The sequence below is a fragment of the Nonomuraea sp. NPDC005650 genome (assembly GCF_040605375.1).
Classification (GTDB): Bacteria; Actinomycetota; Actinomycetes; order Streptosporangiales; family Streptosporangiaceae; genus Nonomuraea.
Genome location: NZ_JBEXCR010000001.1, coordinates 569,211 through 581,017, shown reverse-complemented (window position 1 = coordinate 581,017; position 11,807 = coordinate 569,211). Strand labels below are relative to the sequence as shown.

Genomic DNA, 11,807 nt, shown 5'->3' with positions numbered 1-11,807 from the left:
TGGTGATTCGTACGTGTTCACGCGCGCTGTCCCTCGCGCTGCTGCTGCTCGCCCCGGCCGCCGGTTGCGGGCTCGTCGACTCGGCCTTCGGCGGTTACGCCGTCACCATGTCGAGCAAGTCCATGGAGCCGACGATCAAGATGGGGTCGCGCCTGCCGGCCCGGCGGACCGCGGACTACGCTCCCCGTCCCGGCGACATCGTCGTCTATCGCACGCCCGAAGGCTGGTCCGGCACGACGGCGGGTGAGGAGCGGGTGGGGCGGGTCATCGGCGTGCCGGAGAGCACGGTGAGGTGCTGCGACGCCAAGGGACGGCTGGAGCTGAACGGCAAGGCGCTGGACGAGCCGTACGTGGCGGCTCCTCCCGCCTCCCAGGTGACGTTCGACGTCCGGGTTCCGAGCGGCCGGCTCTGGATCATGAACGACAACCGCCACGTCGCCCTGGACTCCCGCGCCTACCGGGACGCCCCCGGTGGCGGGACCATCGCGACATCGGACGTGACGGCCGTGGCCGACGCGCCGGCCGGGCGGTAGCGCCGACCGGGCGGGTCCGGAGCGCCGTCCTACGGCCGGGAGGCGTCCGCGCCCCGGGAGGCCAGGTCGACGGCCGCGCGCCAGCGTTCGTAGGCGGCGTCGTCGCGGGCGCCGGGCTCGAAGCGGCGGTCGAGGTGCCACGTGTGGCGCAGCTCGGTCCGCGACGACCACACGCCCGCGCCCAGCCCCGCCAGGAAGGCCGCCCCGAGCGCCGTGGTCTCCTGGATCGCCGGGCGCTCCACCGCCGCCCCGAGCTGGTCCGCCTGGAGCTGCATGAGCAGGTCGTTGGAGCTGGCCCCGCCGTCGGCCTTGAGCACCGGGACGGTGCCTCCGGTCATCACCTCCACCACGTCCCGCACCTCGAACGCGATCGCCTCCAGCGTGGCCCTGACCAGGTGCGCCCGCGTCGTGCCGCGCGTGATGCCGGTGATCAGCCCGCGCGCGCCCGGATCCCAGTGCGGCGCCCCGAGCCCCGTCAGGGCCGGTACGAACACCACGCCCCCGCTGTCGGGCACCGTGCGCGCCACGGCCTCCGACTCCGGCGCCGTGCCGATCAGCCCCAGCCCGTCGCGCAGCCACTGCACGGCGGCCCCGGTCACGAAGATCGACCCCTCCAGCGCGAACGTCCGCTCGCCCGACGGCGTCTGCCAGGCCACGGTGGTCAGCAGCCCGGTGTCCGAATGGATGATCTCCCCGCCGAGGTTGGCCAGCACGAACGACCCCGTGCCGTAGGTGCATTTGACGTCCCCCACGTCGAAGCACGTCTGCCCGAACAGCGCCGCCTGCTGGTCGCCGGCCACCCCGCTGATCGGCAGCTCCAGCCCGAGGAACGCGGACGGCTCCGTGTGCCCCAGCGGCCCGTAGTTGGGCACGATCTCGGGCAGGGCCTCCATCGGCACCCCGAACAGCTCGCACAGCTCCGGCTCCCAGCCGCCGGACGCCAGGCCGTACAGGAGGGTGCGCGAGGCGTTGGACGGGTCGGTCACGTGCCGCACGCCCGCCGTGAGCCTGGCGATGAGGTAGGAATCCACCGTCCCCAGGGCGATGTTCCCGGACCGGACGCCCGCCCACGTGCTCTCGTCGTGCTCGGCGAGCCAGGTGAGCTTCGTCGCGGTGAAGTACGGGTCGAGCCGCAGCCCGGTCAGCTCCGACACGCGCGGCTCGTGTCCGGCGTCGCGCAGCCGGTCGCAGATCCCGGCCGTGCGCCGGTCCTGCCACACGATGGCCCGGCACGGCGCGGCCAGCGAGTGCCGGTCCCAGAGCACGGCGGTCTCGCGCTGGTTCGTGATGCCGACGCAGGACGGGGAGCCGGAGGCTCCGCTCAGCGCGGCGCCGCACGCGGCGAGTGTGGCTTGCCAGATTTCTTCGGGATTGTGCTCCACCCAACCGGGGGAAGGAAAGTGCTGTGCGAACTCCTCGTAGCCTTTGGACTCGATTTGCCCGTTTTCAGTGACTACGAGGGCAGTCACGCCTGTCGTCCCGGCGTCAATGGCCAACACACTCACGAAATATCCCCGCAATCTGGGCAGCCTGGTGTTTGGTCTAGACCACTGCCCGTGACGACGGGCACAATGCGAGTCTGACATCAAGGTGACCCCCATCGGGAGGAACCCGCCATGCGTATTGGAGTGCTGACCGGGGGCGGCGACTGCCCTGGTCTCAACGCCGTGATCAGGGCAGTGGTGCGTAAGGGGGTGAGCGTCTACGGTCACGAGTTCGTCGGATTCCGTGACGGCTGGCGCGGCCCCCTTGAAGGCGACACCATGCCGCTCGACATCCAGGCCGTGCGGGGCATCCTGCCGCGCGGCGGAACCATACTGGGCTCTTCCCGCACCAACCCCATCAAGATCCAGGGCGGCGTGGACCGGATCAAGGAGAACCTCGCCACCACCGGCGTCGACGCCTTGATCGCCATCGGCGGCGAGGACACGCTCGGCGTCGCCAAGCAGCTCTACGACCGCCACGTCAACGTGGTGGGCGTCCCCAAGACCATCGACAACGACCTGTCGGGCACCGACTACACCTTCGGGTTCGACACCGCCGTCAACATCGCGACCGAGGCCATCGACCGCCTCCACACCACCGCCGAGTCCCACCACCGGGCGCTCATCTGCGAGGTCATGGGCCGCCACGCGGGCTGGATCGCGCTCCACGCGGGCATGGCGGGCGGCGCGAACGTCATCCTCATCCCGGAGCGGCCGTTCGACATCGACCGGGTCTGCGAGTACGTCGAGTCCCGCTTCCGCACCCGCTACTCGCCGATCATCGTGGTCGCCGAGGGCGCCCACCCGGTCGAGGGCCAGATGGAGCTGCAGACGGGCGAGCTCGACGCGTTCGGGCACGTACGGCTCGGCGGCATCGGCGAGAGGCTGGCCAAGGAGATCGAGAAGCGCACCGGCAAGGAGGCCCGCACCACGGTGCTCGGCCACATCCAGCGCGGCGGCACCCCGACGGCCTACGACCGGGTTCTGGCCACCAGGTTCGGGCTGCAGGCCATCGACGCCGCCCACGAGGGCGACTACGGCAAGATGGTCGCGCTGCGCGGCACCGACATCGTCCGCGTCGGGCTCGACGAGGCCACGGCCGAGCTGAAGACCGTGCCCGTCTCGCGCTACTCCGAGGCGGAGGTGTTCTTCGGCTGAGTGAAAGCCGCCTGCAAGCGCGCGGCCGTACCTTCTGAACCAGCGGGGTCCTGAAACTCCGCCTCAAGGTACGGCTTGCGCCGCGGCGAGTCGGCGGCCCACCACGCGTCGCAAGCCGTACCTGTCAGATAGCTCAACCGCGGGGCGTGCCGAAGAGATCCACTTCCGGCGCGCCCTCGTCGTGTTCCCCGCGCAGCCGCGCGCGGTACTCCGCCTCGCTGCGCAGCTCCTTCTCCGAGGGGGAGAGGATGACGGCGAGCAGCAGCCCCACGGTGATCACGCTGATGCCGACGATCAGCGGCAGCAGCAGGTCGACGGCCCTGACACCGGACACGGGCATCGTGTCGGAGTGCACGGCCACCGACATCGAGTACATCCCCGTGTAGTGCATGCCCGAGACCGCCACGCCCATGACGAGCGCCGCGCCGCCGATCTTGAGGGCGCCGCTCACCCGCACCGTGAACCAGAGCGCCACCGTCGCCGCCGCCACCGCGATCAGCACGGACAGGGAGACGACCACGGGGTCGTAGGAGACGAGGGCGGACATGTTCATCGCGTTCATGCCCAGGTAGTGCATGGTGGCCACGCCGAGGCCGGTCAGGACGCCGCCGCTGAGCAGATAGGTCGCCCGCTCGCCGCCGTAGGAGACCAGGAGCAGACCCATCCCCACGACGACGACCGCGATCAACGCGGACAGGGCGGTGAGCGGCACGTCGTAGCGGATCGGCGCGCCGGTCACGGAGAAGCCGAGCATGGCGATGAAGTGCATCGTCCAGATGCCGGTGCCGCCGATCGCGAAAGCGGCCCCCACCAGCCAGAACTTGCCCTCGCGCCCGCCGGCCAGGCGGGCTCTCGAGGTCAGCAGCAGGCCCAGCATGGAGCCCACGCTGGACATGACGTACGCGAGCACGGGCGTCAAAAGCCCATAGGAAAAATGATCGATCGGCGACACGACCCCCACCCCAACCCCTTACGCACCGATAAGGGAGTATGAGCAGGGAGTGGCCGCTTACGCAACTATCTCCTTCTGCCCTGCACGGCCTGGCGGCGCGGCTGCGGCACCGGCATCGCCGGGGCGGGGTAGGTGAGCTGCTGCTGCTGGGTGGTACGCCGGCGCAGCTCCAGCTTGGCGACCAGCTCGGCGTCCTCGTGCAGCTCCTCCTCCGAGGGCGAGAGGATCACCATGAGGAGCATGGTCAGCGTGATCAGGCTGATCACGGTCATGAGGGGCACGAGGAAGTCGAGCGCGTCGGCGCCCCCGACCATGCCGGGCTCGGTGTCGACCTTGACGTGCATCGCGTACATGCCGGTGTAGTGCATGCCCGAGACCGCCACGCCCATGACCAGGGCGGCGAGGGTGATCCAGATGGGCCTCTTGACCCGCAGCGTGAACCACAGAGCCACGGTCGCGGCCACGACGGCGATGGCCACGGAGACGGCCACGGTGATGCGGTCGTAGGAGACGTGGGCGGACATGTTCATCGCGTACATGCCCAGGTAGTGCATGGAGGCCACGCCGAGGCCCGTGAGCAGGCCGCCGCCGAGGAGCGCCAGGACCCGGCCGCCACCGTAGGAGACCAGCAGCAGGCCGGTGCCGACCACCACGATGGCCACCACGGCCGAGGCGACGGTGAGCCACACGTCGTACTTGATCTGGGTGCCTTCGACCTCGAAGCCCATCATGGCGATGAAGTGCATGACCCAGATGCCGGTGCCGCCGATCGAGATGGCCGCGCCCAGCAACCAGCGCACCCGGGAACCCCCACGCGAGGCGTGAGCCTGGGCGGTGAGCCGTAGTCCGAGCATAGACCCGATGCAGGACATCACGTAGGCGAGCAGGGGGGTCAGCAGGCCGTAGGTGAAATGATTCACAGCGGAGGTCATCTATCGGTTCCTTGGTATTAGGGGTTCCCGGATTGTGCCATCCGGCATGTCCCATTCGCATAGATATCACCACTATCTGTCAACCTCTCAGTCGGAACGTGAGAAGGGCTCATGGCTATCGAGGGGCCGTTCTGGCGCGCGATCGCGGTCTTCCGGGTGGCGTCGCTGGTGTACGCGGCCGCGCTGATGGCCCAGCACCGCGGTTACGAGCAGCCGGTGCTCGGCTGGCTGGTGATCGGGGTGATGGCGCTGTGGACGGCGGGGGCGACGTTCGCCTACTCGGCCCGGTCGCTGCGCCGGTGGCCGCTGCTGGCGATCGACCTGCTGGTCACGATGGCCTGCCTGCTGGCCTCCCCGTACGTCGAGGGCGCCGGTCAAGGCGCGGAGGGCACCATGCCCGTGCCCGCCACGTGGGTGGCGGGTCCCGTGCTGGCCTGGGCCGTGCACTGGGGCAGGCGGCTGGGCGCGGTCGCGGCGGCCGTCATGGCGGCGGGCGATCTGTGGCTGCGCGTCCGCACCGGCGAGGCGCCCATCCTGGTCAACGGCGCGGTCCTGCTCTTCCTGGCCGGCGTCGTGGTCGGCCACGTGGCCCAGCTGGCCAGGCAGGCCGAGGAGCGCATGCAGCGCGCCATCGAGATGGAGGCCGCCCAGCGCGAGCGCGAGCGGCTGGCCCGCGACATCCACGACTCGGTGCTGCAAGTTCTGGCCCTGGTCCAGCGGCGCGGCCGGCAGATCGGCGGCGAGGCGGCGGAGCTGGGGCGGCTGGCCGGTGAGCAGGAGGCCGTGCTGCGCCAGCTCGTCGCCCCCGGCTCCGCCCCCGTCCCCGTGGGCTCCGCCGACCTGCGCGCGCTCCTCCTGTCGCACGCCTCGTCCGGGGTGACGGTCTCCACGCCCGCCACGCCGATGATCCTGCCCGCGCCGGTGGCCGCGGGGACGGCCGCCGCCGTCCGCGCGGCGCTGGACAACGTACGGGACCACTGCGGGCCCGGCGCCCGCGCGTGGGTCTTCGCCGAGTCGTCGGACGGCGTGATCACGGTGACGGTGCGGGACGAGGGCCCGGGCATCGCCGAGGGCCGCCTGGCCGAGGCCGCCGCGGCCGGCCGCCTGGGGGTCGCCCAGTCCATCCGCGGCCGGATCGCCGACCTGGGCGGCACGGTCGCCTTCACCACCGGTGCGGGGGAGGGCACGGAGGTCGAGATCGCGGTGCCTGTTCCCGGGCCCGAGTCGGGGCCGCCGGGTGGGGCCGGGCGGCGCGGTTAGAGTTGCGGCATGGTGCGGGTCATGGTGGTGGACGACCATCCGATGTGGCGTGACGGCGTCGCCAGGGATCTCGCCGAAGCCGGGTACGAGGTCGTCGCCACTGTGGGGGAGGGGCGGCAGGCGGTGCGGGCGGCCGGGGCGGTGCGGCCGGACGTCGTGGTGCTCGACCTGCATTTGCCGGATATGTCGGGCGCGGAGGTGGCCGTCAGACTGGCCGCGCTGGAGCCGGCGCCCAGGGTGCTGGTGCTGTCGGCCAGCGCCGAGCAGGACGACGTGCTGGAAGCGGTCAAGGCAGGCGCGTCCGGATATTTGGTGAAATCGGCCAGCCGGGAGGAGTTCCTCGACGCGGTACGCCGTACCGCCGACGGCGACGCCGTGTTCACCCCGGGTCTGGCCGGGCTCGTGCTGGGCGAATACCGGCGGCTGGCCGCGCGGCCGGCGCCCGCCGAGGGGCCGCGGCTGACCGAACGCGAGACCGAGGTGCTCAGGCTGGTCGCCAAGGGCCTGTCCTACAGGCAGATCGCCGAGCGGCTCGTGCTCTCTCACCGCACGGTGCAGAACCACGTCCAGAACGCGCTGCGCAAGCTCCAGCTCCACAGCCGGGTGGAGCTGGTGCGATATGCGATCGAGCACGGGCTGGACGCGGACTAAACTCGATGGGGCGCGATGTTCCCTTCGACGCGTGCCATTTCCCCGTCTTCCCGGAGGTTCCACCATGACGATGTCCGCCCTGGGCGAGCCGTGCGTTCTGCTCAAGCTGGGCGAGATCGTCCTGAAAGGCAAGAACCGCGAGCTGTTCGAACGCCGCCTGATCAGCAACATCCGTGAGGCGCTCAAGTCGCTCGACCTCAAGCTCGACGTGCGCAAGCGGCACGGCGTGATCGCGATCTTCCTGCCCCAGGGCGCCACGGCCGAGCAGGCGGAGGCGGTGGCCCAGCGGGTCGCCGACGTCCCCGGGCTGGTCTGGATCCACCGGGCCTGGCGGGTCGCCAAAGACCCCGACGCCGTGCTGAAGGCCGGTGTCGAGCTGGTCGGCGAGACCGAGGAGGCCAAGCGGGGCGCCCGCTTCGCCGTCCGCTCCCGCCGCCGCGACAAGCGCTTCCCCCTGCGCTCCAACGAGCTCGACCGCCTCGTGGGCGGCGCGATCAACGACGAGTACGGCCTGCCGGTCGACCTGAAGAACCCCGAGCTGACGGTGTCCATCGAGGTCGACAGGGACGAGGTGTTCGTCTTCACCGGCGGCATCCCCGGTCAGGGCGGCCTGCCGGTCGGCAGCAGCGGCCGGGCGCTGGTGCTCATGTCGGGCGGCATCGACTCGCCGGTGGCGGCCTACCGGATGATGCGGCGCGGCCTGCACGTCGACTTCCTGCACTTCTCCGGCATCCCGTTCACCACCTCCGAGTCGATCTACAAGGCGTACGCGCTGGTCAAGAAGCTCGACCGGTTCCAGGGCAGGTCGCGGCTGTGGGTGGTGCCGTTCGGCAAGGCGCAGCAGTCGATCCGCACCTCCGGCCAGGACCGCCTGGCCGTGATCGCGCAGCGGCGGCTCATGCTCAAGACGGCCGAGGAGGTCGCCCACCGCATCCACGCCGCCGCGCTGGTCACCGGAGACGCGCTCGGCCAGGTCTCCTCCCAGACCCTGACCAACATCACCGCCCAGGACAACGCGGTGGACCTGCCGATCCTGCGGCCGCTGGTGGGCTGGGACAAGACCGAGATCATGGCCGAGGCGCGGCGCATCGGCACGCTGGAGATCTCCGAGCTGCCCGACGAAGACTGCTGCTCGCTGCTGGCGCCCAAGCGGGCCGAGACCCGGGCCAAGATCGAGGACCTGAAGCAGATCGAGAAGCGGCTCGACGCCGAGGAGCTCTGCGTCCAGCTCGCCGACTCGATCCAGGAGTACACCCTCGACTAACGCCCTCAGGTGCTGGCCTTGAAGGGGTCGTGCTCGGTCAGCAGCTTGTCCAGCCGCGCCTGGTCGACGCGCTGGCTGACCTCCGACTGCTCCTGCCGGTCCCGTACGACCTTGCACAGCGTGACCGTCGAGGTGACGACGTACAGCAGGCCGAGCCCGAGGAAAGCCCTGACCCACCCCTCGACGGGCAGGTAGACCAGGGCGATCACCACGGAGGACAGCGAGACGGCGAACGACAGGATCGCCTGGGCGTAGAACGCGGTGGTCTGCGTGGGCTGGATGGGCTTTGTCATGCGGCCATCGTCATGCCGCGCGGCAGGCCGCCGCATGGGGTCACGTACTCAAGTTACTCCTGAGTACGGCCGGCCGCTCGGCTCGTGGCGGCGGTCGGCCGTACGTGCGGGATCGCTTGTGGCAGACAGGGATACGGCACCGGATCAGCAGGTCAGACGGCGACCGCGACCGCGGCGGTCTTGCCGAGCAGCGCCGGGAAGTCGTTCATGACCTGGGCCAGCTCGCCCAGGTCGGTGTCGACCAGGGCCTGCGGGCCGTCGCAGAGCGCCTGCTCGGGCTGCGGGTGCACGTCGATGATCACGCCGTCCGCGCCCACCGCGATCGCCGCGCGGGTCAGCGGCAGCACCAGGTCGCGCCGCCCGCCCGAGTGGGACGGGTCGATGATCACCGGCAGGTGCGACAGGCGCTGCGCCACCGGCACGGCCGAGACGTCGAGCGTGTTGCGGGTCGCCGTCTCGAACGTCCTGATGCCCCGCTCGCACAGCACGATGTCCAGGTTGCCGCGCTGGGCGATGTACTCGGCGGCCATGAGCCACTCCTCGATCGTGGCGTTCATGCCGCGCTTGAGCATCACCGGCCGGCCCGCCGCGCCGACCGCCTGCAGCAGCGCGAAGTTCTGCATGTTGCGGGTGCCGACCTGCAGCATGTCGGCGTACGAGGCCACCAGCTCCACGTCCTGGGCGTTCACGACCTCGGTCACGATCGGCAGCCCGGTCTCCTCGCGCACCTCGGCCAGGATGCGCAGGCCCTGCTCGCCCAGCCCCTGGAAGGCGTACGGCGAGGTGCGCGGCTTGTAGGCCCCGCCCCGCAGCAGCACCGCCCCGGCCGCCTGCGCCATCCTGGCCGCGTCCAGCGTCTGCTGGTGCGTCTCCACCGCGCACGGCCCCGCGATCAGCGTCACGGTGTCGGGGCCGATCGGCACGCCGCCCACGTGGACCGTGGAGCGTTCCGGATGGTTCTCCCTGCTGACCAGCTTGTACGGGGTCGACACGCGCATGACGTCGCGCACCCCGCCCATGCCGCGCAGCGCGACCGGGTCGAGCTGGGTCACCTCGCCTACCAGGCCGACGATCGTCCGTTTCACGCCCTTGCTGACGAAAGCCTCGACCCCGGCCGACTGGACGACCGACACGATCGCCGAGAGATCGTCCGCGGTGGCCTCGGGGCCCATCACGATCACCATCTGTGCTTCTCCTCTGTCCGAAAAAGATGCCCGAAACGACAGAAGGCCCCGGGTCCTAGTGGACCCGGGGCCTTCGTTCGCCTGTCTGCTAGCGCAGCGTCAGATGGCGAACGGACTCGGGTCCGTCGCCATACCAAAACAGGGACGCGTTGCGCATAGGCCCAAAGGATAGCGCACCGAACCCGCTCGCGAAGCCTCGTCGATCCGATGGCAGGATGGCCCCACAGACGGTGAGTCAGGTGAGGAGAGTGATCGTGGAGGAGTCGCGCCTGCCTCCAGGCCAGTACGTGCCGCGCGGCCGACCCGTGATCCACTACGGCAGGGTGCCCACGTTCAGACCGGAGAGCTGGGACTTCCGCGTCTTCGGCGCCACCGCCTCCGGGGAGCAGCACAAGTTCTCCTGGGGCGACTTCGGGGAGCTGCCGCGGGACACCCGCATCGCGGACTTCCACTGCGTGACCAAGTTCTCGCTCATGGCCAACGAGTGGTCCGGCGTCACCCCGGCCACGATCCTGGAGGCCGCCCCGCCCGGCCCCGGCGTGCGCCACGTGATGATCTGGGCCGAGTACGGCTACAGCGCCAACCTGCGGATGTCCGACTTCACGGCCCCCGACACGCTGTTCGCCATGGAGCTCGACGAGAAGCCGCTCAGCCCCGACCGGGGCTTCCCGCTGCGGATCGTCGTGCCCCACCTGTACGCGTGGAAGAGCGTCAAATGGGTGCGCGGCATCGAATACCTGGCCGAAGATCGCCGGGGCTTCTGGGAGGAGCGCGGCTACCACAACCTCGCCGACCCCTGGCGCGAGCAGCGCTACTCCTACCAGGAAGAACCCGGTGAGGGACCCCCCTAGACTTCACTCCTGGTTTTCCCCCGGACACGCTCTGTTTTGGCTACGGTTTTCCCCGTGCTGACCACCGCGTGCGTGGCGCTGTCCTCCTCTCTGGCCTCCTTGGCCTTCGTCGCCGGCTATGGGCTCGCCCGCGCCCGGTGGCGCCGTCAGGCGCTGCCGGAGGGCCATAGATCGGACGAGGCGACGTTCACCACGCTGCACATCGCCGCGATGGCCGCCCCCGCCCTGCGGACCGGGCTCAACCGCGACTCGGCCCGCAAGGCCGTACGGCACCTGCGCGCGCTGCTCGGCACCCAGGCCGTCGCGATCACCTCCACCGAGGCCGCGCTGGCCTGGGAGGGGCCGTGCACCGACGACGTGCTCACGCACGCCCGCGCCGCCCTGGCCGCGGGCCGGGCCCAGGTGTTCGCGGGCGAGCCGCACGGCGCGGTCGTGGTGCCGCTGACGGTCGACGGCACGGTCGTGGGCACGCTGGCGGCCTTCGACGGCGAGGTGAGCGCCGCGCTCGTGCGCACCGTCACGGAGGTCGCCCGCTGGGTGTCCGGCCAGCTGGAGCTCGCCGACCTGGACGCCTCGCGGCGGCGCGCGCTGGAGGCGGAGATGCGCGCGCTGCGGGCCCAGATCTCGCCGCACTTCGTCTACAACGCGCTCACGACGATCGCCTCGTTCGTCCGCACGAACCCCAAGCGCGCCCGCGAGCTCCTGCTCGACTTCGCCGACTTCTCCCGGTACGCGCTGCGCCGGGCGCACGACTTCACGACCCTGGCCGACGAGCTGAGCTGCGTCGATCGCTACCTGCTGCTCGAACGCGCCCGCTTCGGCGACAAGCTGCGCTTCAGCATGCAGGTGGCGCCCGAGGTGCTGCCCGTGCCCGTGCCGTTCCTGTGCCTGCAGCCGCTCGTCGAGAACGCCATCAAGCACGGCATGCGCGGCCACGGCGGCATGGGCGAGGTGCGGGTCGTGGTGCGCGACGCGGGCCCGGAGGCGCACATCACGGTCGAGGACGACGGCGCGGGCATGGACCCCGAGCGCGCGCGGCGGATGCTCGACGAGGACCCGGCCCGCGAGGGCAGCGGCATCGGGCTGGCCAACGTGGACCTGCGGATGCGCCAGATCTACGGCGACGGCTACGGGCTCGTCGTGGAGACCGCGCTGGGCGCCGGCACCAAGGTGCGGCTGCGGGTGCCCAAGAGATCGGCTTGCTCATTGTAGTCAATTCATTACACTACGCTGGCGTGTCGCTTG

General features: G+C 70.8%; 12 protein-coding genes. 7 read left to right on the top strand and 5 right to left on the bottom strand.

Annotated elements, in window-relative coordinates; all coding sequences use genetic code 11:
* Window positions 1–2 precede the first annotated feature (2 nt).
* Window positions 3–533, top strand: a complete 531-nt coding sequence (gene lepB / locus ABZS69_RS02660) for a signal peptidase I (protein WP_355365219.1) — start codon at window positions 3–5, stop codon at window positions 531–533.
* Window positions 534–562: 29 nt separating this feature from the next.
* Here lepB and ABZS69_RS02655 read toward each other — a convergent pair whose 3' ends face one another.
* Complete coding sequence (locus ABZS69_RS02655) at window positions 563–2,032, bottom strand: glycerol kinase (protein WP_355365329.1); 1,470 nt, start codon at window positions 2,030–2,032, stop codon at window positions 563–565.
* A 117-nt stretch (window positions 2,033–2,149) separates the two neighbouring features.
* Between ABZS69_RS02655 and ABZS69_RS02650 the strand changes: the two genes are divergently transcribed.
* A complete protein-coding gene (locus ABZS69_RS02650) occupies window positions 2,150–3,175 on the top strand; it encodes a 6-phosphofructokinase (RefSeq protein WP_355365216.1) in 1,026 nt (341 codons plus the stop codon).
* 133 nt (window positions 3,176–3,308) lie between these two features.
* Here the strand turns inward: ABZS69_RS02650 and ABZS69_RS02645 are convergent, their stop codons facing one another.
* A complete protein-coding gene (locus ABZS69_RS02645; RefSeq protein ID WP_355365326.1) occupies window positions 3,309–4,085 on the bottom strand; it encodes an MHYT domain-containing protein in 777 nt (258 codons plus the stop codon).
* 107 nt (window positions 4,086–4,192) lie between these two features.
* The gene (locus tag ABZS69_RS02640; RefSeq protein ID WP_355365214.1) at window positions 4,193–5,059 is read right to left on the bottom strand and encodes an MHYT domain-containing protein; all 867 of its coding nucleotides are present in this window, start codon (window positions 5,057–5,059) and stop codon (window positions 4,193–4,195) included.
* Between the two features lie 111 nt (window positions 5,060–5,170).
* Here ABZS69_RS02640 and ABZS69_RS02635 point away from each other — a divergent pair, with 111 nt between their 5' ends.
* The 3 genes from ABZS69_RS02635 to thiI all read left to right on the top strand — a co-directional run bounded on the left by ABZS69_RS02635 (window position 5,171) and on the right by thiI (window position 8,234).
* Entirely contained in the window at window positions 5,171–6,319 is a 1,149-nt protein-coding gene (locus ABZS69_RS02635) for a DUF5931 domain-containing protein (protein WP_355365211.1), read from the top strand.
* A 9-nt stretch (window positions 6,320–6,328) separates the two neighbouring features.
* Window positions 6,329–6,970 (top strand): response regulator transcription factor, encoded by a 642-nt coding sequence (locus ABZS69_RS02630; protein ID WP_355365208.1) that lies wholly within the window; start codon window positions 6,329–6,331, stop codon window positions 6,968–6,970.
* A 64-nt stretch (window positions 6,971–7,034) separates the two neighbouring features.
* Window positions 7,035–8,234, top strand: a complete 1,200-nt coding sequence (gene thiI / locus ABZS69_RS02625) for a tRNA uracil 4-sulfurtransferase ThiI (protein ID WP_355365205.1) — start codon at window positions 7,035–7,037, stop codon at window positions 8,232–8,234.
* 5 nt (window positions 8,235–8,239) lie between these two features.
* Here the strand turns inward: thiI and ABZS69_RS02620 are convergent, their stop codons facing one another.
* Together ABZS69_RS02620 and aroF are read right to left on the bottom strand one after the other, a co-directional pair.
* Window positions 8,240–8,527, bottom strand: coding sequence for a YiaA/YiaB family inner membrane protein (locus ABZS69_RS02620; protein ID WP_355365202.1), 288 nt, complete (start codon window positions 8,525–8,527; stop codon window positions 8,240–8,242).
* Between the two features lie 152 nt (window positions 8,528–8,679).
* Window positions 8,680–9,711, bottom strand: coding sequence for a 3-deoxy-7-phosphoheptulonate synthase (gene aroF / locus ABZS69_RS02615; protein WP_355365199.1), 1,032 nt, complete (start codon window positions 9,709–9,711; stop codon window positions 8,680–8,682).
* 239 nt (window positions 9,712–9,950) lie between these two features.
* Between aroF and ABZS69_RS02610 the strand changes: the two genes are divergently transcribed.
* Entirely contained in the window at window positions 9,951–10,562 is a 612-nt protein-coding gene (locus ABZS69_RS02610) for a molybdopterin-dependent oxidoreductase (protein WP_355365196.1), read from the top strand.
* 54 nt (window positions 10,563–10,616) lie between these two features.
* Entirely contained in the window at window positions 10,617–11,774 is a 1,158-nt protein-coding gene (locus ABZS69_RS02605) for a histidine kinase (RefSeq protein ID WP_355365193.1), read from the top strand.
* Window positions 11,775–11,807: the final 33 nt, after the last annotated feature.

Coding starts and splice junctions, on each gene's coding strand:
- ABZS69_RS02630 (WP_355365208.1), top strand. CDS start 6,329: ATGGTGCGGGTCATGGTGGTGGACGACCATCCGATGTGGCGTGACGGC.
- ABZS69_RS02620 (WP_355365202.1), bottom strand. CDS start 8,527: ATGACAAAGCCCATCCAGCCCACGCAGACCACCGCGTTCTACGCCCAG.
- thiI (WP_355365205.1), top strand. CDS start 7,035: ATGACGATGTCCGCCCTGGGCGAGCCGTGCGTTCTGCTCAAGCTGGGC.
- ABZS69_RS02635 (WP_355365211.1), top strand. CDS start 5,171: ATGGCTATCGAGGGGCCGTTCTGGCGCGCGATCGCGGTCTTCCGGGTG.
- ABZS69_RS02650 (WP_355365216.1), top strand. CDS start 2,150: ATGCGTATTGGAGTGCTGACCGGGGGCGGCGACTGCCCTGGTCTCAAC.
- aroF (WP_355365199.1), bottom strand. CDS start 9,711: ATGGTGATCGTGATGGGCCCCGAGGCCACCGCGGACGATCTCTCGGCG.
- ABZS69_RS02640 (WP_355365214.1), bottom strand. CDS start 5,059: ATGACCTCCGCTGTGAATCATTTCACCTACGGCCTGCTGACCCCCCTG.